General features: G+C 65.8%; 17 protein-coding genes. 6 read left to right on the top strand and 11 right to left on the bottom strand.

Going from position 1 to position 20334, the window contains the following annotated elements:
• Complete coding sequence (locus ACQCSW_RS14990; protein WP_426987111.1) at positions 1 to 1473, bottom strand: MFS transporter; 1473 nt, start codon at positions 1471 to 1473, stop codon at positions 1 to 3.
• Between the two features lie 271 nt (positions 1474 to 1744).
• Between ACQCSW_RS14990 and ACQCSW_RS14985 the strand changes: the two genes are divergently transcribed.
• Positions 1745 to 3157, top strand: coding sequence for an MFS transporter (locus ACQCSW_RS14985; protein WP_426987109.1), 1413 nt, complete (start codon positions 1745 to 1747; stop codon positions 3155 to 3157).
• Between the two features lie 145 nt (positions 3158 to 3302).
• Here the strand turns inward: ACQCSW_RS14985 and ACQCSW_RS14980 are convergent, their stop codons facing one another.
• The 6 genes from ACQCSW_RS14980 to ACQCSW_RS14955 form a co-directional block, all read right to left on the bottom strand.
• A complete protein-coding gene (locus ACQCSW_RS14980) occupies positions 3303 to 4034 on the bottom strand; it encodes a glutamine amidotransferase (RefSeq protein WP_426987107.1) in 732 nt (243 codons plus the stop codon).
• Between the two features lie 96 nt (positions 4035 to 4130).
• Positions 4131 to 4571 (bottom strand): YybH family protein, encoded by a 441-nt coding sequence (locus ACQCSW_RS14975; RefSeq protein WP_058929593.1) that lies wholly within the window; start codon positions 4569 to 4571, stop codon positions 4131 to 4133.
• A gap of 19 nt (positions 4572 to 4590) precedes the next feature.
• Positions 4591 to 6411 (bottom strand): acetyl/propionyl/methylcrotonyl-CoA carboxylase subunit alpha, encoded by a 1821-nt coding sequence (locus ACQCSW_RS14970; protein WP_426987105.1) that lies wholly within the window; start codon positions 6409 to 6411, stop codon positions 4591 to 4593.
• Between the two features lie 129 nt (positions 6412 to 6540).
• A complete protein-coding gene (locus ACQCSW_RS14965) occupies positions 6541 to 7227 on the bottom strand; it encodes a Maf family protein (protein ID WP_426987103.1) in 687 nt (228 codons plus the stop codon).
• A 9-nt stretch (positions 7228 to 7236) separates the two neighbouring features.
• Entirely contained in the window at positions 7237 to 9762 is a 2526-nt protein-coding gene (locus ACQCSW_RS14960; protein WP_426987101.1) for an MMPL family transporter, read from the bottom strand.
• 1 nt (position 9763) lies between these two features.
• Entirely contained in the window at positions 9764 to 10453 is a 690-nt protein-coding gene (locus tag ACQCSW_RS14955) for a TetR/AcrR family transcriptional regulator (RefSeq protein WP_426987099.1), read from the bottom strand.
• A 160-nt stretch (positions 10454 to 10613) separates the two neighbouring features.
• Here ACQCSW_RS14955 and ACQCSW_RS14950 point away from each other — a divergent pair, with 160 nt between their 5' ends.
• Complete coding sequence (locus ACQCSW_RS14950) at positions 10614 to 11198, top strand: hypothetical protein (protein ID WP_426987097.1); 585 nt, start codon at positions 10614 to 10616, stop codon at positions 11196 to 11198.
• 116 nt (positions 11199 to 11314) lie between these two features.
• Here the strand turns inward: ACQCSW_RS14950 and ACQCSW_RS14945 are convergent, their stop codons facing one another.
• From ACQCSW_RS14945 to ACQCSW_RS14930, 4 genes are all read right to left on the bottom strand, one after another.
• Positions 11315 to 12778 carry a dicarboxylate/amino acid:cation symporter gene (locus ACQCSW_RS14945; protein ID WP_426987095.1) on the bottom strand — a complete coding sequence of 488 codons (1464 nt, stop codon included), beginning with the start codon at positions 12776 to 12778 and terminating at the stop codon, positions 11315 to 11317.
• 173 nt (positions 12779 to 12951) lie between these two features.
• Entirely contained in the window at positions 12952 to 14637 is a 1686-nt protein-coding gene (locus ACQCSW_RS14940) for a DUF885 domain-containing protein (RefSeq protein WP_426987093.1), read from the bottom strand.
• A gap of 9 nt (positions 14638 to 14646) precedes the next feature.
• Positions 14647 to 14865 carry an acyl-CoA carboxylase subunit epsilon gene (locus ACQCSW_RS14935; RefSeq protein WP_426987091.1) on the bottom strand — a complete coding sequence of 73 codons (219 nt, stop codon included), beginning with the start codon at positions 14863 to 14865 and terminating at the stop codon, positions 14647 to 14649.
• A gap of 8 nt (positions 14866 to 14873) precedes the next feature.
• Positions 14874 to 16457 carry an acyl-CoA carboxylase subunit beta gene (locus ACQCSW_RS14930; protein ID WP_426987089.1) on the bottom strand — a complete coding sequence of 528 codons (1584 nt, stop codon included), beginning with the start codon at positions 16455 to 16457 and terminating at the stop codon, positions 14874 to 14876.
• A 235-nt stretch (positions 16458 to 16692) separates the two neighbouring features.
• Between ACQCSW_RS14930 and ACQCSW_RS14925 the strand changes: the two genes are divergently transcribed.
• From ACQCSW_RS14925 to ACQCSW_RS14910, 4 genes are all read left to right on the top strand, one after another.
• On the top strand, positions 16693 to 17610 hold the full coding sequence (locus ACQCSW_RS14925; RefSeq protein ID WP_426987087.1) for an SDR family oxidoreductase: 918 nt from the start codon (positions 16693 to 16695) through the stop codon (positions 17608 to 17610).
• A 67-nt stretch (positions 17611 to 17677) separates the two neighbouring features.
• Positions 17678 to 18586: a biotin--[acetyl-CoA-carboxylase] ligase gene (locus tag ACQCSW_RS14920; protein WP_426987085.1), complete on the top strand. Its 909-nt coding sequence runs from the start codon at positions 17678 to 17680 to the stop codon at positions 18584 to 18586.
• Positions 18579 to 19178, top strand: coding sequence for a PH domain-containing protein (locus ACQCSW_RS14915; RefSeq protein ID WP_426987084.1), 600 nt, complete (start codon positions 18579 to 18581; stop codon positions 19176 to 19178). The genes ACQCSW_RS14920 and ACQCSW_RS14915 overlap by 8 nt, the downstream gene beginning before the upstream one ends.
• A complete protein-coding gene (locus tag ACQCSW_RS14910; RefSeq protein WP_426987082.1) occupies positions 19168 to 20292 on the top strand; it encodes an adenylate/guanylate cyclase domain-containing protein in 1125 nt (374 codons plus the stop codon). The genes ACQCSW_RS14915 and ACQCSW_RS14910 overlap by 11 nt, the downstream gene beginning before the upstream one ends.
• Positions 20293 to 20334 lie beyond the last annotated feature (42 nt).

Genomic DNA, 20334 nt, shown 5'->3' with positions numbered 1-20334 from the left:
TTAGACGTGTCCCATCGCGTTTCGGTTGGCGTTGCGGATGTAGCAGAACCAGCAGACGGCCAGCATCACTACGTAGGCTCCGACGAAACCGTAGAAGGCCGGGGTGTAGGAGCCGCTGGCCGTGTTGGAGGCGTTCAGCACCTGCGGGATAACGAAGCCGCCGTAGGCGCCGATGGCCGAGATGAGTCCGAGGGCCGAAGACGCGAGCCGCTGGGTTTGCACCGTGCTGGCACCGGACTTCGCCGCCCGGCTGGACGTGGCGAAGATGATGGGGATCATCCGGTAGGTTGCGCCGTTGCCGAAGCCGCTGGCGGTGAAGAGCATCAGGAACAGGACCAGGAAGAGCCAGAAGTTCTTCAATGGCAGGGTCCAGATCATGGTCAGGGTGATCACGGCCATGGCGGCAAACGCTGCGACAGTCATCCGGGCCCCGCCCATGCGGTCAGCCATGCGTCCGCCGTAGGGTCGGGCGAGTGAACCGACCAGCGGGCCGAGGAAGGCCAACGAGAGTGCCACGGTGCCGACTCCGATGGAGGAGAAGGCCGGGAAGTAGTCCTTGATGAGCTTGGGGAACACGCCGGCGAAGCCGATGAACGAACCGAACGTGCCGATGTACAGCAGCGCCATGATCCAGAGGTGCGGTTCCTTCAGCGCTGCGACCGAGCCGGCCACGTCTCCCTTGGCGCTGGTGAGGTTGTCCATGTACTTCCAGGCACCGAAGGCGGCGATCAGGATGAAGGGGATCCACATCCAGCCGGCCATGGGCAGGTTGATGCTGCCGACGGCGAGCAGGGTGATCACAATCGGGACGGCGAGCTGTGCAACGGCGGCACCCATGTTCCCACCGGCGGCGTTCAGGCCGAGGGCCCAGCCCTTTTCGCGGGCGGGGTAGAAGAAGGTGATGTTGGCCATGGAACTGGCGAAGTTGCCGCCGCCGAAACCTGCCAGTGCAGCCACGAACAGCATGACACCAAACGGGGTTTCCGGGTTGGAGACGCAGAGTCCCAGGCCGATCGATGGGATCAGGAGGAGCAGTGCGGACACGATGGTCCAGTTCCGGCCGCCGAAGCGGGGAACCATAAAGGTGTAGGGGATCCGGAGCGTGGCGCCTACCAGGCTGGGCATCGAGATCAGCCAGAAGATTTCCGAGGTGGTGAACGTGAAGCCTGCTGCCGGAAGCTGGACCACCACGATGGACCAGAGCTGCCAGACCACGAAGCCGAGGAACTCGGCGAAGATGGACCAGTTCAGGTTGCGGCGGGCGATGGCCCGGCCGCCGGACTCCCACTGCTCTTTGTTCTCGGCGTTCCAGTTGGCGATCCAGCGGCCGGGACGGAATTCAAGGGCCGGGGCGTCGGTTGTACCGGTGGAGGGCTGCACGCTGGCGGATGAGGACACGCCTCGGTGCAGCGGGTCGGTGTCTATATCTACGGAATTGCCGGTGCCGGCATTTGCGCTGCGGTCAACAGTCACGGTGGACCTCCTCATGGGGGATGTTGTTCTTCCACGGTAGAGAAGGTGCGTTTCGTGGACGGTCGCGGTTTGTTAACGCGCTGTGACATTTGCCTATCGGCAGCCGGCCGGCGGCGTGAGGAGAGTCAGCGGACCGAAGGATGAGACATGGGCCGCAAGTCCACATGATGGACCTTTTGTCCATTGACTGGACGGCCGGAACTAATATTGAACTCTAATTACTGCATGCCGGACCTTACCGGGCCCGGCCGGTCCTCAGGAAAGTGTTCATATGTCATCTATCCAAACCACCGCGGAGCCAGGATCCCCCAAGGCGGTGAACTCGCGCGGCCGCGTGATTGTGGCCAGCCTGATCGGCACCACCGTTGAGTTCTACGATTTCTACGTCTACGCCACCGCCGCGGTGCTCGTCTTCCCGTCGCTGTTCTTCCCCAACCAGAACGAGACCACCCAGCTGCTCAGCTCCTTCGCTGTCTTCGGTGTGGCCTTCGTTGCCCGCCCGCTGGGATCCATCGTCTTTGGCCACTTCGGCGACAAGTTCGGCCGCAAGGGGACCCTGGTGGCCTCGCTGCTGACCATGGGTATTGCCACCTTCCTGATCGGCTGCCTGCCCACCGCGCTCGTCCCGGGCTGGCAATTCTGGGCTCCGGCACTCCTCGTTGTGATGCGCTTCGCCCAGGGCCTCGCCCTCGGCGGCGAATGGAGCGGCGCAGCCCTGCTGGCCACCGAAAACGCCCCGGCCAACAAACGCGCCATCTACGGCACGTTCCCGCAGCTCGGTGCACCCATCGGCTTCATCATCGCCAACGTGATCTTCCTCGTGGCCAGCTATACCCTGACACCGGCCGACTTCCTGGCCTGGGGCTGGCGCGTGCCGTTCCTGCTCAGCGCCGTCATGGTCATCATCGGCCTGTACGTCCGCCTGAAACTGATCGAAACGCCTGCCTTCACCAAGGTGCTCGAATCCAATGAGGTGGCCAAGCTGCCGCTGGCCCGGGTCTTCAAGTCCAGTGGGCGTCCGCTCATCCTGGGCACGTTCATCATGCTCGCCACGTACGTGCTCTTCTACCTGATGACCACGTTCACGCTGACCTACGGCACCCGTGCCTCCAACCTGGACGCCGCCAAGGCAGCCGCCGAGAAGGCCGGCAAGCCGATGTCCGAGGCCGCCGCGGCAGCGTTTGTTCCAGGCCTGGGCTTCACCCGCAACGACTTCCTCTGGATGCTGATTGCCGGCGTCGTGTTCTTCGGTATCTTCACGCTGGTTTCCGGTCCGCTGGCGGAGAAGTACGGCCGCCGCAAGATGCTGTTGACCGTCACGGGTGGCATCTTCGTCTTCGGCCTGCTGTTCGTTCCGCTGTTCAGCGGCGGCTTTGTGGGCACCATGGCTCTGCTGGTCATCGGCTTCTCGCTGATGGGACTCACGTTCGGTCCCATGGGTGCGCTGCTGCCGGAACTGTTCCCCACCAACGTGCGGTACACGGGCTCCGCCGTCAGCTACAACGTGTCCAGCATCCTGGGTGCTGCGGTGGCTCCGTTCATCGCCGTCGCGCTCTGGGAGCTGGCTGACGGCAGCCCGGTCCTGGTGGGTGTCTACCTGACCGCGATGTCGGTGCTGACGCTGATCGCGCTGTTCGTGAGCAAGGAAACCCGCGACCTGGACTACGAGAACAACGTAGCCTGACGCGCCGCCGTCGTAGCCCCGTTGCTGACAGTACTGCCCGGCGTGTTCCCCGTTATTCCGGGGAGCAGGCCGGGCATTGCTGTGTCCGGGCGGGACCACCTGGGGAGGAACGCACGACGGCGGCGCTCGCCACCCGTCCGCAGGCTCAGCTGGCGTAGCGGTCCACGAAGTTCTTCAGGATCTTCATAGGCTCCGTGGCCGTGTAACGCCGCGCGTCCGCCATGAGTTCCTCGGCGGACTCCGGCGGGAAGTAGCCGGCATGCCGGTAGATGTCGATCCGTGTGACCAGGCCCTCCGCATCCAGCTCAGGGTGGAACTGCGTGGCGTACAGGTTCTGCTTGATCCGGAACATGTGGACGGGGCACGCCCGGGAGGATGCCAGCAGCACGGCGTGGGCCGGCAGCGATGAACAGGCCTCTTTGTGGCCTGTAAATGCTATGAACGTGCGCGGCATCCCGCGCAGGACAGGGTCCGCAATTCCTGCCCCTGTCAGCTCGATCTCAACGCCGCCCAAGGGCTCGCCGAACGTCCTGTCAATCACGGCGCCCTGGTGCCTGCCCAGCGTCCCCACGCCGTAGCAGGCGCCAAGGAAAGGGAAGTCCTCGGCCACGATCCGGTCCAGCAGCCCGGCAAGCTCACGCTCCACCCGGTGCTGGTTTTCGCTTTTCTTCTCCGCGGGGTCGCTGGAGGTGAAGGGACTGCCGCCCACAATCACCGCCGAGTAATCGTTCAGGTCCAGTTGCGGCAGGGGAGCGGCCTCAAGCCGGACACGCCTCAGCTGCGAAGGCGCCAGCCCGCCATACGTCAGGTACGCCTCATACTCTTCCTCTGCGGCGGCGTCTTCGGCCCGGGAGGCAAGGAACAGGAAAGGCTTCACACGCTAAGTGTGCCTTTCGCCCCAGCTCAACGCCAGAGCACCCCCAGCGCAAGGGTGCGGCGCAATGTCAGACTGCACCCCGGCGCCGGAGCGATGTCAATGGCTGGCAGGCTGCGCGAAGGATCGACGGGACTGCGGCTGAGCGGCCGGGTCTGCGTGGCGGTGGACCAGCTTCCAGTAGCCTTCTTCGCGCCGGAAGATGCTGGTCACGCGGAGCGCGAATTCCTCTGGCGCTGCGGCGCTCTCCAGACGGGCCCGGAAGTGTTCCGTTTCCACCAGGTAGGCCGTGTCGCGTGCGGTGTAGGACGTGATGGTGTCGAACCCGAGCATCTCGCCGTCCTGGAACTGCCGGGACGCCTGGTCCAGGCGGGCCTCCACCTGGGCCCAACCACGTGCGATGCCGCCGAACGGGTTGGCCAGCGTGACGTCGTCGAGCCTGGAATACAGGTCCTTGACGGCACCGGGATTCCCGCGGGTGATTTCCGGAACCGCCAGGTGGTAGCGGTCTACTTCTTCTTCAAAACTGGGTGCGAGCATGGGGTGCCTCCGGCAGGGTCTAGTCTTCGATTGTGGCGATGACGGCGCCGGCCGAAACCGTCTCACCGGCCGCTGCGCTGAGTCCGGTGATGGTTCCGGAACGGTGCGCGGTCAGGGGCTGTTCCATCTTCATCGCTTCGAGAACCACCACCAGGTCACCCTCGGCCACAACGTCGCCGTTGGCCACGGCAACCTTGACGATGGTGCCCTGCATCGGGGAGGTCAGTGCGACGCCGGCGGCGGCCGCGGCCGCACCGCCCGAACGGAGGCGTTTCTTGGACTTGCCGGACTTGGCTCCGGAGCCGGCGGCGGAACCCGCCCCGATCGAACCCAGGGAGGCCGGCAGGACAACTTCGAGGCGTTTGCCCCCTACTTCAACCACCACACGCTGGCGTTCGCCGGCGTCGCCGCTGGCTTCAGCGGTTCCGTCCGGCGTCCAGGCGGGAATGTTGTTGACGAATTCGGTTTCAATCCAGCGGGTGTGGATGCTGAAAGGCCCTTCCGCGGGTGCAAAAGCGGGGTCCGAAACAACGGCGAGGTCGAAGGGGATAACGGTGGGGATGCCTCCCACCACCATTTCCTCCAAGGCGCGCCGCGAACGCTGCAGGGCCTGGGCACGGGTGGCGCCGGTGACGATCAGCTTGGAGAGCATCGAGTCGAAGTTGCCGCTGATGACATCGCCCTGCTCCACGCCGGAATCGATCCGGATGCCGGGGCCCGTAGGGTTCTTCAAGGTGGTGATGGTGCCGGGGGCAGGCATGAAGTTGCGGCCCGGATCCTCACCGGTGATGCGGAATTCGAACGAGTGGCCGCGGACCTCGGGGTCGCCGTAGCCAAGCTCCTCGCCGCGCGCCAGCCGGAACTGTTCGCGGACCAGGTCGATGCCCGTGACTTCTTCGGAGACGCAGTGCTCCACCTGCAGGCGGGTGTTGACCTCGAGGAAAGAGATGGTGCCGTCCTGGCCCACCAGGAACTCGCAGGTTCCGGCGCCGAGGTAACCGGCTTCCTTCAGGATCGCCTTCGAGGATTCGTACAGGCGGCGGTTCTGCTCTTCCGTGAGGAACGGGGCAGGTGCTTCTTCAACCAGCTTCTGGTTGCGGCGCTGCAGGGAGCAGTCACGCGTGGAGACGACAACGACGTTGCCGTGGGAGTCCGCGAGGCACTGCGTTTCGACGTGGCGCGGGGCGTCCAGGAAACGTTCAATGAAGCACTCGCCGCGGCCGAAGGCTGCTGTGGCCTCACGGACGGCAGACTCGAAGAGCTCCGGGATTTCCTCGCGGGTGCGGGCCACTTTGATGCCGCGGCCGCCGCCGCCGAAGGCTGCCTTGATGGCCACGGGCAGGCCGAACTTGTCCACGAACTCGAGGATTTCCTCGGCCGACTGCACAGGATCGGCGGTGCCGGGGACCTGGGGGGCGCCCACTTTCTCAGCTATGTGCCGGGCCTGCACCTTGTCGCCGAGGGCGGAGATGGCGTCAGGGGAGGGGCCGATCCAGGTGATGCCGGCCGCGATGACCTTGGCGGCGAACTCGGCGTTTTCGGCGAGGAAGCCGTAACCGGGATGGATGCCGTCGGCACCGGACTGGCGGGCAACGTCAATGATCTTGTCCATCACCAGGTAGGACTCCGCGGCGGTGTTGCCACCCAGGGAGTAGGCCTCGTCGGCAAGCCTGACATGGAGCGCGTCGCGGTCCGGATCGGCGTAGACAGCCACGGAGGCAATGCCCTCGTCGCGTGCCGCGCGGATGACGCGCACTGCGATTTCGCCTCGGTTTGCGATCAGCACCTTGGTGAGGTTCGACTGCACGGGACTAGCGGACTGCTCCAAATTTGCTGACAAGGCGTCTCCTTCTTTCCTTCAGGGAGCCTAGCGCGATTTTGTGGGGTCCGCCGATATTACTTGCGGTTTCCGCGTGTAAACGGGCGCGGCTTTGTAGGGAACCTACAATTGGCCGGAAAATCGCCGCAATTATTCGGCGGACCACAGGTCCGTGATGCGTACGTTTGCGTGCCCGAGGAGACTGCGGAGTGTGGAGACTGACAGCCCAACGACGGCGTGCGGGTCCCCGTCGACCTTGCGGATGAACGCGCCGCCCAGACCGTCGATGGTGAAGGAGCCGGCGCAGTGCAGCGGTTCGCCCGTGGCGATGTACGCGTCGATCTCTTCCGGATCCATGTCCGTGAAGTGGACCTCGGCGGAGGCCACCGCCCCGAGCGTGGCGCCGGATCCCGGTGCCGTGGTGCCGTCGTCGGGCGCTGCGTCGGTGCCTATCTCGGCGGGTTCGTCATCGGCTGCCGTCGCGCGGCAGTCCACCAGCCAGTGGCCGGTGTGCAGGACCCCGCTGTTGCCGCTCATCCGCAGCATCCGTTCGCGGGCGACGGCGGCCGTGTACGGTTTGCCGTGCGCCTCGCCGTCGAACTCGAAGACGGAGTCGCAGCCGATGACCAGCGCGCCCTCCGCTTCCGGCAACGCGGCCACCGCCTCGGCCTTCGCGCGTGCCAGCAGCAGCGCGGTATCGTGCGGATCCGTGACGCCGTAGCGCGCCTGGACTGCGTCCTCGTCCACGTCGGAGACCAGCACGGAGTGCCGGATGCCGGCGTCGGCCAGGAGCTTGGTGCGGGCGGGGGACTGGGAGGCGAGGATGAGGCGGGTCACCGTTTCAGCCTAGTGGACGGGCTCGGTCAGCTTCCGCTGCTCGTTTTCGCGGCGTTCCAGCCGGGCGCCCTCCACGTCCACATCCGGGAGGACCCGGTCCAGCCACTTCGGCAGCCACCAGGTCTTTTCGCCCAGCAGGTACATCACAGCCGGGACGATCGTCATGCGGACCACAAACGCATCCAGCAGCACACCGAACGCCATGGCGAAGCCCAGCGGCCGGACCATGGTCAGGTGGCTGAAGATGAAGCCGGCGAACACACTGACCATGATGATCGCGGCGGCGGTCACCACGGCGCCGGCATGGCTGAAGCCGATGCGTACGGCCTTTTTCGCCGGGGCGCCATGCATATAGGACTCGCGCATGCCGGATGCGATGAACACCTGGTAGTCCATCGCCAGGCCGAACAGCACACCGATCAGGATGATCGGCAGGAAGCTCAGCACCGCGCCGGGATTGGCGACGTCGAACACACCGCCCAGCCAGCCCCACTGGTAGACGGCCACCACCAGGCCGAACGCGGCGGCCAGGGACAGCAGGAAACCGCCGGTTGCCAGCAGCGGAACCACAATGGATCGGAACACCAGCAGTAACAGCACGAGGGAAAGCCCGACGACGATCGCCAGGTACGGCGGAAGGGCGTCACCGAGTTTCGTGGAGACGTCGATGTTGCCGGCGGTCTGCCCTGTCAGCCCGATGGTGACCCCGGTTTCGGCCTGGATCTGCGCGCCGCGTTCGCGGAGTTCCCTCACTACCTGCACCGTACCGGCCTTGGCCGGCCCCTCTTCCGGGATGACCTGGAACACGGCGGTGCGGCGGTCCTCGCTCAGTGCTACCGGCACTGTTGCCACTACGTTGTCCACGCCACGGATCAGGTCCGCGACGTCATACTGCAGTTCCTGGGCCTTGGCCTCATCCAGGCCGGCCGGGAATTCGCCCACCACCACAATCGGGCCGGTAACGCCCTCGCCGAAGCTGCGTGCTGTGACGTCATAGGCCTGGTAGGCCTCGGAGTCCACCGGTTCGGAGCCGCCGTCGGGCAGGGCGAGCTGGAGCTGCGCGGCTGGCAGGGCCAGCGTGCCGAGCAGGAGCACGCCGGCGACGAGCGCCACGACGGGGTGCCTGGTGACCAGGCCGCCCCAGCCCCGGGTGCTCTTTTCCTCATCCTTGGCTTGGTCGGCAACCTCGTGGCCGGTCTCGGCGTTGTGGGCATCGGCCTTGGCCCAGGCCCGCCGGGAAATGATGCGCCGGCCGATCAGGGACAGCATGGCGGGGGTCAGGGTGAGCGCCACCAGGACGGCCACCGCGACGGTGCCGGCCGCGGCCAGGCCCATCACGCTCAGGAACGGCAGCCCGGGCACCACCAGGGCGGCGAGGGCAATGATGACCGTCAGGCCGGCGAAAAGCACCGCGTTGCCCGAGGTTCCCGTGGCCCGCGCCACGGATTCCTCGGGGTCCATGCCCGCCAGCAGCTGGGTCCGGTGCCGGTTGACGATGAACAGGGAGTAGTCGATGCCCACGGCGAGGCCCAGCATCAGCGCGAGCATGGGGGAGATGGAGCTCATCTCGAAGGCGCCGGACAGGGCGAACGTGATGCCCACCCCGACACCAACGCCGATGACGGCCATCAGCAGCGGCAGGCCCGCTGCGATGAGCGTGCCGAGCATCAGGATCAGGACCAGGGCCGCCACCCCGATGCCGATGATTTCGGCCGTGCCGAAGAGTTCTGAAATGTCTTCGGTGATTTCCTTGCTGGCCAGTGCCGTCACGCCTTCGGACGAGGTCTCATGCGCGATGTCCTGGACGTGCTGGCGCACCGCCGGGGTGAGGGCGTTGATGGAGGTGTTGAACTGCACCTGGGCCACGGCCGCCTGGCCGTCCGCCGAGACGAAGCGGATCCCGCCGGAAGCTTCGGCCTGCCGCTTGCCCAGGTCCAGCTTGGCCTTGGCGGCGTCCAGTTCCTGTGTGCCTGCGTCGAGCTGTGCCTGGCCCTGTGCCAGGGCGGCCTTTTGTGCTCCGAGCCGGGCCTCGATCATGGCTGCGGTGGCGCTGCCTGCGGCCATCTGCTGTTCCGCGGCGCTCAGCTGCGCGGTGCCGGCGTCGAGCTCCGCTCGTGAGGCAGCCAGGCGGGCCCGGCCGACGGTAAGCTGCCGCTCGCCGTCGGTGATGGCCTGCCCCGCCTGGTCCATCTGCGCCTGCGTGGCGAACGGGTCCACCGTGGCCTTGACGTCCGGCAGATCACCAAGCTTGGTCAGGGCAGCTGTTACGGCGGCGCGGCTCCCGTCTGTAAAGCCGCCTTCCGGGGCTTCAAAGACGATAGTGGCAGAGCCGCCCGACACTGCCGGAAGTTCCTGCTTCAGCTTGTCCGCGATCCGCTGGGTCTCAGTGCCCGGAATCTGGAAGTTGTTGGACAGCGTGCCGTGGAAGGCGGCTGCGGAGCCGCCCACGGCCACCAGCGCCGCGAGCCAGAGCGAAATGACCAGCCAGCGGTGGCGGTAAGAGAACTTGCCGAGGCGGTAGAGCAGCAGGGCCATGTCAGAGCCGTTCTTTGAGGAGGTGGGTAGTGGCAGCTGTGGGGGTCGCGGAAGTTTTGGCTGCTGGAACAGGGCTGCCGAAGCCGGAGCCGAGGTGGCCCATGGCGTCAATGAGCAGCTGCCGCAGGACAGCGAGCGATGCGGGTGTGAGGTCGGCGCCGCATTGGGCGAACCACACGTCCATGGCCGCCTTCCCGCAGGAGATGACGGAGCCTGCGAGGGCGCGCAGGTACAGTTCGTCGACGACGGCGCCCGGGGTTCCGGCGAAGCGCTCCCGGGCCGCGCTGATGATCTCTTCGGTGCAGTGGTCCCACGCCTCAAGTTCGGACCGGGACAGGACCGCGTTGTCCTGGGTGAGGGTGAAGAGTTCAGCCAGGGGCGCCACCGTCATGGGGTCGGCCAGCTGCATCAGGGCCGCGCGCGCGGATTCGAGGATGGGCTCGTCGGCGGGCCGCTGCCGGAACTGCTGAAGGGCGTTGTCCAGAAACCCGTGCGTCATGGAGGCCAGCGCGGCCTCGGTGCTGCTGAAGTAGTTGAAGAAGGTGCGGCGCGAGATCCCGGCTGATTCGGCGATTTCTTCCACCGTGAAATTCCCGGGTCCCTGGGCGCGCAGCAGGGTCAACGCGGCATCGGTGATGGCCTGGCGGGTGGCGGCTTTGTTCAGCTCACGGCGCGAGAGAAGTTCGGGCATGAAATTACACTACGTGCAAGTTTGCACGCCGCGCAAGGTGATTCACAGGAAGATGAAAGGTTCCCGACAGCTGAGCCTGAAGCTGGCGCCGGACACTGGAAGAGTCCCGTCTGGGACATCTTGACCAGCCGTCACCGGACGGCAGATCCAGGAGACAAGAATGGTACGCACAAAGAGAATTGCCCTTGGCCTCACGGCCACCGCGCTGGCCGTTGGCGCCGGGATCGGCGTCGCTGGCATGGCGTCCGCAACCACGACGCCGACGCCCACCCCCAGCGCCAGCTCGAGAGCCTCCGCCGACGGCAGCACCAGCGCCGGCCCCGCTGAAGGGAAGGGTATGCGGGGTGGCCATGGACACGGCGGCTTCCGCGGCGTGGACGCAGCGGACCTTGCCACCAAGCTGGGCGTGGACGAGGCCAAGGTGACGGAGGCCCTGAAGGCCTACCGTGAGGCCAACAAGCCCACCACCCCGCCGGCCGACGGAACAACAACTGAAAAAACCCGGCCGGACCCGGCCGCGAAGCAGGCTGAACTCGCGAAGTCCCTCGCGGCGACGCTCGGCATCGATGAGGCCAAGGTCACGGCGGCGCTCGAAGAGCTGCGCACCGCCGAACAGGCAGATCGCGCCGCGGCCCTGAAGTCTCGCCTGGACCAGGCCGTCACCGACGGCAAGCTGACCCAGGCCGAGGCCGACGCCGTGACCAAGGCAGTCCAGAACGGAGTCATCGGAGGTGGTGGCCGCTAGCGCAAAGCACCCCGCCCCAAAAGAGTTTTTGTCCAGATAATGACCCTTTGAGCGTTTCCTGGGCGCATTATCTGGACAAAAACTCGGGGGAGGGGGGTGTGGCGGGGCTGCTGCGGTCAGGCCTTCGCGTCGGCCAGTTCGCGTCCGGCTTCCGGCGAGTCAGCACCTCCGGTGATGGCGGAGGGATCCGCAGCGGAGGAGTCGGCGTCGTCGTCCACAAACGGAGTGCCGTTGCGGGGTGCGTTGTAGAGCGCCTCGTCGAGCATGCCCTGGCGCTTGGCCACGATGGTGGGGACGAGGGCCTGGCCCGCGACGTTGACCGCGGTGCGGCCCATGTCCAGGATGGGGTCAACAGCGAGCAGGAGTCCGACGCCGGCCAGGGGCAGTCCCAGCGTGGAGAGCGTCAGCGTGAGCATCACCACGGCGCCCGTAGTGCCGGCAGTTGCGGCGGAACCAAGGACCGAGACGAGGGCGATGAGGAGGTAGTGGCTGACATCCAGCTGGACGCCGAAGAACTGGGCCACAAAGATGGCGGAGATCGCGGGGTAGATCGCGGCGCAGCCGTCCATCTTGGTGGTGGCGCCCAGGGGCACGGCGAAGGAAGCGTAGGCCCGGGGAACACCCAGGCTGCGCTCCGTGACGCGCTGGGTCAGCGGCAGGGTTCCGATCGAGGAGCGGGACACAAACGCCAGCTGCACGGCAGGCCAGACCCCGGAGAAGTACTGCTTCACGGACAGGCCGTGCGAGCGGATCAGGGCCGGGTAAACCACAAACAGCACCAGGGCCAGTCCCACGTAGATGGCGAAGGTGAACTTGCCGAGCGCGCCGATGGTGTCCCAGCCGTAGACGGCCGCGGCGTTGCCGATCAGGCCAACTGTGCCGAGCGGGGCGATGCGGATGATCCACCAGAGGACCTTCTGGATGACGGCCAGCGCCGACGCGTTGAGGTTCAGGAACGGCTCGGCAGCCTTGCCCACCTTGAGGGCGGCGACGCCGACGGCGATGGCAATCACCAGGATCTGGAGCACGTTGAAGCTGATAGAGGTGCTGACCGTGGTGGCCGCGGTGGCGCTTTCAGTCACGGTGGAACTGGCTCCAAGGCCAAGGAAGTTCTTGGGGAACAGCCCGATCAGGAAGGACCACCAGTCACCGGACTTGCCGGCGTACTTGGCCTCCTGGGTGATGCCGGTGTTGGCGCCGGGCTGCAGGAGCACTCCGAGGCCGATGCCGATCACGACGGCGATCAGGGAGGTGATGGCGAACCAGAGCAGGGTGTTCCAGGCCAGCTTGGCGGCGTTGGAGACCTGGCGCAGGTTCGAGATCGAGCTCACGACGGCGGTGAAGATCAGCGGAACTACTGCGGTCTGCAGCAGCGAAACGTAGCTGGAGCCGATGGTCTGCAGCGTGGCGCCAAGGCCGTTGGGGGCCTCCTTGGTGCTGCCCGTGTACTTGGCCAGCAGGCCTAGTCCCAGGCCCACGATGAGGGCGGCGATGATCTGGAAACCGAACGAGCCAGCCCACTTGGGCAGCTGGAAGCCGGTCTTTCCTGCGGATTCGGGGGTGCGGGTTTGAGTGCTCACCAGAACACGCTAGGCCGCCCCGCTTATCACAGCGAACAGATGTTGAGAAATATTACGCACCCCGTCGCCATAACAAGCCAAGAATCCCCGTAAATCCGCCGTCATATCAGGCAATTATGAAGTTATTCCCTGCGGTGGTGTGGCGAACCTCTCGCCGATCCGGCAGAGGGGGGCTAAGAAAGCAACGCCCGCCGGAGGGTATCGAGGCCTACGGAGCCGACATTCAGAGCCTTCGTGTGGAACGCCTTAAGATCAAAGCCGGGCCGGGTTTCGAGGTCGGCCCGGATCTGTTCCCAGAGGCGCTGGCCCACTTTGTAGGACGGGGCCTGGCCGGGCCAACCGAGGTAGCGGGTGAATTCGAATCTGAGCTGGCCCTCGCTGATGGGCAGGTTCTCTTTGAGGAATTCGTAGCCCGCCTCCGGGGTCCATGTTCCGGTGCCCCAGCGTTCGGGGATCTCGAGTTCAAGGTGGACGCCGATGTCGAACACCACGCGGGCCGCCCGCATCCGCTGCATGTCCAGCATGCCCATGTGGTCGCCGGGATCGGCCAGGTAGCCGAGTTCCTGCATGAGCTTTTCCGCGTACAGGGCCCAGCCTTCGCCGTGGCCGGAGGTCCAGCAGACGTTCCGCCGCCACTTGTTCAGCAGTTCCCGCCGGTAGGTGGCGGTGGCCACCTGCAGGTGGTGGCCGGGAACGCCTTCATGGAAGACCGTGGTGGTTTCGGCCCAGGTGGTGAAGGTGTCTTCGCCGGCCGGGACGGACCACCACATCCGGCCCGGGCGCGAGAAATCATCCGACGGGCCGGTGTAGTAAATGCCGCCTTCGTCGGTCGGGGCGATAAGGCATTCAAGCTTCTTCATCACGTCCGGGATATCGAAGTGCACACCCGCGAGGTCGGCAACAGCCTTGTCCGAGAGTTCCTGCATCCAGGCCTTGAGCGCCGCCGTGCCCTTGAGCTGGCGCGCGGGGTCGTTGTTGAGGACTTCCTTTGCCTCCGCGATGCCGGCCCCTGGCTTGATGCTGGACGCGACTTTTTCCTGCTCGGCGATGAGCCGGTCCAGTTCCTGGACTCCCCATGCGTAGGTCTCTTCGAGGTCGACGGCGGCGCCCAGGAAGGAGCGCGAGGCCAGTGCGTAGCGTTCGCGGCCGACGGCGTCCTGCTGCGGGGCGGCAGGCAGCAGTTCCGTGCGGAGGAACTCCGCGAGCTCCCGGTAGGCACGGCGCGCAGCGCCAACACCGGCGTCGAGCTCTTCCTGCACGTCCGCAGGCAGCGGCTGGCCGTCGACGGCGGCTTCCGCGGCGAGCTTGGCGAAGAAGCCGTCCTCGGCGGCGTACTTGCTTGTTTGTTCGATCACGATCTTGACCTGGCGGACCGCGGAGACCTTGCCGGCATTCTTGGCGGAACGGAGCGAGGCAATGTAGCCCTCGATCGCCGCCGGAACATTGACCGCCCTGCCGGCGATGTGCTCCCAGTGCTCGCCGGTGTCCGTGGGCATCAGGTCGAAAACGGCCCGGATGTCCTGTGCAGGGGAGGCGATGTTGTTCAGCTCCGCCACATCCCAGCCCGACCCGTGGATTTCCAGCTGGAGGCCCAGCCGTTCCCGCATGGCGTCCAGGGTGACGGCATCAACGTCGTCCTGGGGTGCCAAGCCCTCCAGGGCAGCAAGGGCCTTGCGGGCTTCCGCTGCAAAACCCGCGATGCCAGCGGGGGAGTAATCCGGGTACTCGGTCTCGTGCCCCGGCAGCCCCAGCGTGGTGGCAAGCGACGGGTTCAGCCGGATGAGTGTGTCGGTATAGTCATCCGCCACGGCATCGATGGCGGAGTGCGGACGGGCGGCGGGGGCGGTCTCGGTAGTCACCCCACGAGCCTAACCCCGGCTCCGCCTCCAGGCGCCGGGTCCCGGCGTCGGGGCGAGCCGCAGTTGCTGGCGGCGCACCCAGTCGCGGGCAGAGGGCTTCCCGGCGGCCACGGCGTCCGCGCTGCCCAGGGAAAGTACGACGGCGGTCAGCGCCGCGAGCTCCTCGGCCGACGGGTGCCCTTTAACCACAGAAAGCAGGGGTTGAGCGAGTTCAGCGGCCTGGTTCATGTCCGCACTCACAGCGGAATGTTCCCGTGCTTCTTGGTGGGCAGGCTGGCCCGCTTGTCGCGGAGGGCGCGAAGGCCCTTGATGATCTGGCCTCGGGTATCGGACGGTGCGATGACTGCGTCCACGTAGCCCAGCTGGGCAGCCTGGTAGGGGTTCAGTAGCTCGTCTTCATACTGCCGGATGATCTCGGCTCGCCGGGCTTCAACGTCCCCGCCGGCCTCGGCAACGGCGGCCAGTTCGCGGCGGTACAGGATGTTGACGGCGCCCTGGGCGCCCATCACGCCGATCTGCGCCGTGGGCCACGCCAGGTTCAGGTCCGCGCCGAGCTTCTTGGAGCCCATCACGATGTACGCTCCGCCGTAGGCCTTGCGCGTGATGACCGTCAGCTTGGGGACGGTGGCTTCGGCGTAGGCGTACAGCAGCTTGGCGCCGCGGCGGATGATGCCCTGAAACTCCTGGTCCTTGCCGGGCAGGAACCCGGGGACATCCACCAGGGTAATGATGGGGACGTTGAAGGCGTCGCAGTTCCGGACGAAGCGCGCGGCCTTCTCCGAGGCCGCAATGTCCAGCGTGCCGGCGAACTGCAGCGGCTGATTGGCCACGATCCCCACGGTGTGTCCCTCAACCCGGCCGTAGCCGATCATGACGTTGGGGGCATAGAGGGACTGCATCTCCAGGAAATGTGCGTCGTCAACGACCTGCTCGATGACGGTGCGCATGTCGTACGGCTGGTTGGCAGAGTCCGGGACGAGAGTGTCCAGGGCGAGGTCGTCGTCGTTGATCTCCAGCTCCTGCTGGTGCTCCAGCACCGGGGCCTCGGCGAGGTTGTTGGACGGCAGGAAGTCCAGCAGTTCGCGGACGAACTCGATGGCATCGGCTTCGTCGGAGGCCAGATAGGTGGAGGTTCCCGTGTTGGCATTGTGCTGGCGTGCGCCGCCCAGGGACTCCATGTCCACGTCTTCGCCCGTGACGGTCTTGATGACGTCAGGTCCCGTAATGAACATGTGCGAGGTCTTGTCCACCATCACTACATAATCCGTGAGGGCGGGGGAGTAGGCCGCGCCGCCGGCGGACGGTCCCATGATGAGCGAAATCTGCGGCACTACGCCGGACGCGTGGACGTTATTGCGGAAGATGTCGGCAAACATGGCCAGTGAGGCCACGCCTTCCTGGATGCGGGCACCGCCGCCGTCGAGGATGCCCACTACCGGGCAGCCGTTGCGCAGGGCGAATTCCTGGACCTTGACGATCTTCTCGCCGTTGACCTGGCTCAACGATCCGCCGTAAACCGAAAAGTCCTGGCTGTAGACGGCAACGGGACGCCCGTCCACCGTGCCGTAGCCGGAGACCAGCCCGTCGCCGAGCGGCTTCTTCTTTTCCATGTCGAAGGCGGTGGAGCGGTGCACGGCCAGCGCGTCGAACTCCACAAACGAGCCTTCGTCCAGCAGGAGGTCTACGCGCTCGCGGGCGGTGTTCTTGCCGCGGGCATGCTGCTTTTCGATGGCTTCGGGGCCGGAGGGTTGTTCTGCACGGGCCTGGCGGTCGCGGAAATCGGCGATCTTTCCCGCTGTCGTTGTCAGATCGTGGCTCATCAAGTGTCTCCGGCTCTGTAGCAGATTGGTGCTGTAACAATGTGGTGCTGCGTGCGGTGGTGGCTGGCAGGTCAGGCGCGGGATTTAAGTAGATTGCACACAAAAGACGAACCCTGCTGGCTAGTCTAATGACGCATCTGCGTGGGACGACTGTAGAAAACCTACAATTTTCCGCACTTTCCAGCGGCCAGCAGTATGTTACTCGCTAGTAACATACCTCGGCTACAGTGGAGCCATGACTTCCAGCAACGATGCAAGGTCCACTGCCGCAGCGCCGTACCAGGCCACCGGGTCCCTTCGGGGCCGCACCATTCTGATGTCCGGCGGCAGCCGCGGCATCGGGCTGGCCATTGCCACCCGGGCCGCGCAGGACGGTGCCAATATTGTCCTTATGGCCAAGACCGGCCAGCCCCATGCCAAGCTGGCGGGCACTGTCTTCAGCGCCGCCGAGCAGGTGGAGGCCGCCGGGGGCCAAGCCCTGGCAATCGTGGGCGATGTGCGCAGTGACGAAAACGTCGCAGGTGCCGTGGCGGCCGCCGTCGAACGCTTCGGCGGGATCGACATCGTGCTGAACAATGCGTCCGCGATCGATCTCTCCACCACCGATGACGTGGATATGAAACGCTACGACCTGATGCAGGACATCAACGTCCGCGGGACGTTCCTGCTCTCCAAGCTGTCACTGCCCGCCCTGCGCAGATCCGCCCACGCACACATCCTGACGCTGTCGCCGCCCCTGAATCTTGACCCCCACTGGGCAGGCAAGCACTTGGCGTACACCATGGCCAAATACGGGATGAGCCTCACGACGCTGGGACTTGCCGAAGAACTCAAGGCCGACGGCATCAACGTCAACTCTCTCTGGCCGTGCACCCTCATCGATACCGCGGCCATCCGGAATATGCCCGGCGGTCAGGAAATCGTCCAGGCCGCCCGCGGACCGCAGATCATGGCCGACGCAGCCCACGCCGTTCTGACCGGCAGCAACCTGGCCGGCACTCACCTGGCCGGCGCGCACGGGGGCAGTGCGGGTGCGCCCAGCGGAAACTTCTATACGGACGAACAGGTGCTCCGCGCGGCGGGGGTCACCGACTTCCGTCCGTACAGCCTCGGGGCAGCGGAGGATCGGCTGGTTCCGGACATATTCCTCTGAGCCGCGGTTCCAGTCATGTGGCTGCGGGAACGGCCAGCGGCGGCGCCTGAGTCGATAGGATTCAACCATGGATGACTCACACACCCCAGGAAGTCCGTTGAATCGCGGAGCCTTGGCGGACCAGGATTTCCTGGCGGCCACGGGCATCGCCAAGGTGGTGGTGGTGGACTCCACCGGTTCCACCAACGCGGATCTCCTGCGCTCGGTGACGGTTGAGCCCAAAGAGTGGCCGGACCTGTCAGTGCTGACGGCCGAGTACCAGACCGCTGCCCGGGGACGCCTGGACCGGCGGTGGGAAGCGCCGCCGCTGAGCTCGGTGTCGGTGTCCCTGGTCCTGCGTCCCGCCAACGCCGAGGGCAGGCCCCTGCCCACCCATACCTATTCGTGGCTGTCACTGCTGGGCGCACTGGCGCTGCGGGAGACACTGCGTGAGACCGCTGGTATTCCGGCCGAGCTCAAGTGGCCCAATGACGTCCTGGTCCGTGGCCGCAAGATCGCCGGGATCCTGGCCCAGCTGGGGCCCATGGGGGACGGTTCTGTTCCTCCGGTCATTTTGGGGACCGGCCTGAACGTGACTTTGACCGCGTCAGAACTCCCGGTGCCCACAGCGACGTCCGTTGCCCTGGAAGAACCGCTGACTGTTGATCGGACCGTGCTGCTCAAGAGCTACCTCGCCCATTTCACAGTGCTCTACCGCAGCTTCTGCAATGCCGACGGCGACCCCACCGCCGGGATTGCCGGCGGCCCTTCGCTCCACAAGCGGGTGGAATCCGTGATGGTGACGCTGGGCAAGCAAGTGCGCGCGCAGCTGCCCGGTGACCACGAGATCATCGGGCACGCTTCGAGGCTGGACGAGTACGGCTCACTCCTGGTGGTGGACAAGGACCGCCGGGAGCATGTGGTCACCGCCGGCGATGTAGTCCACCTGCGCCCGTGGACCCCGCCGGGCCAGGGCGCTGAAAGCGGCTATGCGTAAAGGCCTCGTGCCGGGCGAGCAGGTCATTACAATCACCCGCCCGCAGCCGAGGAAGCTGGCCGGCCCGGCCGCAGCCTTCATTGCGGCACCGGCCGCTGCAGCTTTTGCCAGTGCCTGGACCGTGCGGGGCGAGGCTACCCGGCTGGTGCCGGTGGCTTCCGCTGCCTGGACACCGTGGATCGTCCTTGCCTGCGCTGTTGCCGCTGCGTGGATATGGTTGGCATATTGCCTGCCCCGGCTGCTGCGGTGGCAGGCAACCCGGTACATCCTCACGAGCAGGCGGATTATTGCCCGCTACGGCATGGTGCGGCGCCGGGACGAGCAGGTCAACCTCGCGTCGATCCGCAACGTGACGGTCCACCAGTCGGTGGTGCAGCGCATATTGCGCTCCGGGAATATATCCTTGGAAACCGGGTACCAAGGTGTGGTGAGCATCCAGGACGTCCCGGAAGCAGTACGGTTCCGGGACTTCGTGCTGGATGCGATTGACGAACTGTCTGTTGGCGGGGACCCGGGGACTGATGAGATATCGGATTACACAGACGAAACGTTGCCGTGGGAGTTGAGAGAAGGTGGAGACGATGAACGATGAGGACCAACGGGAAGAAGCGGACCTGCCGGTTCCCGCCGTGCCCGAAACTGCACACCCGGCAACAGGCACACTGTCTCCCGAACGAGTGGCTGCCAAGGCACTCGAGTCCCGACTGTTGGGCGGCGAGCGGAAGTTGCGGCGCCGTGAGGTGGCCGCCGGGGCAGGACTGTCCCTCCTTTCGGCCCGGAAGCTGTGGCGTGCCCTCGGCTTCCCGAACTTCGGCGACGAAGACGTCGCCTTCACCGAACGGGATCAGGCCGCGCTGTCCACCGTCGTTGACCTGGTCCGCACCGGCGTGCTGACCGAAGAGGCCGCCATCTCCGTGACCCGGTCCATCGGGCAGATGACAGACCGCATGGTGGTCTGGCAGATCGAGGCCCTGGTGGAGGACATGGTCCACGAGCAGGGCGTCACTGACGCTGTGGCCCGCAAGCGCCTGGTGAAGGAACTGCCCTCCTTGCTGGACGCGCTGGAGGAGATGCTGGTCTATTCGTGGCGGCGGCAACTCAATGCAGGCGTTCAACGCCTGGCCGTGCGCGCCGAGGCTGGCCTGCAGGCCAGCGAAGAAGGCCGCGACGGCGATGAGGACGATGCCCCGCTGCCGCTGGCCCGCGCCGTCGGCTTTGCTGACCTGGTTTCCTATACGAGTCTCTCCCGCCGGATGAATGAAAAGACCCTCGCCCGGCTGGTCCAGCGCTTTGAGAACAAATGCGCCGAGATCATTTCCGTTGGCGGCGGGCGGCTGGTCAAGACAGTAGGCGACGAAGTCCTGTATATCGCCGAAACGCCGGCTGCCGGAGCCGAGATCTCGCTGGCCCTGTCACAGGCGTTCACCGAAGACGAGATCCTGCCGGAAGCGCGGGTGGCGATGGTCTGGGGCAGGATCCTGTCCCGGCTGGGGGACATCTACGGCCCTACGGTCAACCTCGCTGCCCGGCTCACCACGTTGGCGGATCCGGGAACGGTCCTGATCGACTCCATGACTGCTTCCGCGCTGGACCAGGACAAGCGCTTCATTCTTGTTCCGCAGGCCGCCGAAAATGTCCGCGGGTTCGGCGAAATCCATCCCGTGCTCCTGGCGCGCGGACAAGGAAAAGGCTTGGTCCTCGACTAGGGCGTTACCGTCGCCACGTATTTATCCACTTGATGGTGAATA

The organism is Pseudarthrobacter sp. Y6 (assembly GCF_050156205.1).
Classification (GTDB): Bacteria; Actinomycetota; Actinomycetes; order Actinomycetales; family Micrococcaceae; genus Arthrobacter.
This window is presented reverse-complemented; position numbering and strand designations above follow the sequence as displayed.

Coding starts and splice junctions, on each gene's coding strand:
- ACQCSW_RS14985 (WP_426987109.1), top strand. CDS start 1,745: ATGTCATCTATCCAAACCACCGCGGAGCCAGGATCCCCCAAGGCGGTG.
- ACQCSW_RS14975 (WP_058929593.1), bottom strand. CDS start 4,571: ATGCTCGCACCCAGTTTTGAAGAAGAAGTAGACCGCTACCACCTGGCG.
- ACQCSW_RS14960 (WP_426987101.1), bottom strand. CDS start 9,762: ATGGCCCTGCTGCTCTACCGCCTCGGCAAGTTCTCTTACCGCCACCGC.
- ACQCSW_RS14955 (WP_426987099.1), bottom strand. CDS start 10,453: ATGCCCGAACTTCTCTCGCGCCGTGAGCTGAACAAAGCCGCCACCCGC.
- ACQCSW_RS14950 (WP_426987097.1), top strand. CDS start 10,614: ATGGTACGCACAAAGAGAATTGCCCTTGGCCTCACGGCCACCGCGCTG.
- ACQCSW_RS14935 (WP_426987091.1), bottom strand. CDS start 14,865: ATGAACCAGGCCGCTGAACTCGCTCAACCCCTGCTTTCTGTGGTTAAA.
- ACQCSW_RS14930 (WP_426987089.1), bottom strand. CDS start 16,457: ATGAGCCACGATCTGACAACGACAGCGGGAAAGATCGCCGATTTCCGC.
- ACQCSW_RS14925 (WP_426987087.1), top strand. CDS start 16,693: ATGACTTCCAGCAACGATGCAAGGTCCACTGCCGCAGCGCCGTACCAG.
- ACQCSW_RS14920 (WP_426987085.1), top strand. CDS start 17,678: ATGGATGACTCACACACCCCAGGAAGTCCGTTGAATCGCGGAGCCTTG.
- ACQCSW_RS14915 (WP_426987084.1), top strand. CDS start 18,579: ATGCGTAAAGGCCTCGTGCCGGGCGAGCAGGTCATTACAATCACCCGC.
- ACQCSW_RS14910 (WP_426987082.1), top strand. CDS start 19,168: ATGAACGATGAGGACCAACGGGAAGAAGCGGACCTGCCGGTTCCCGCC.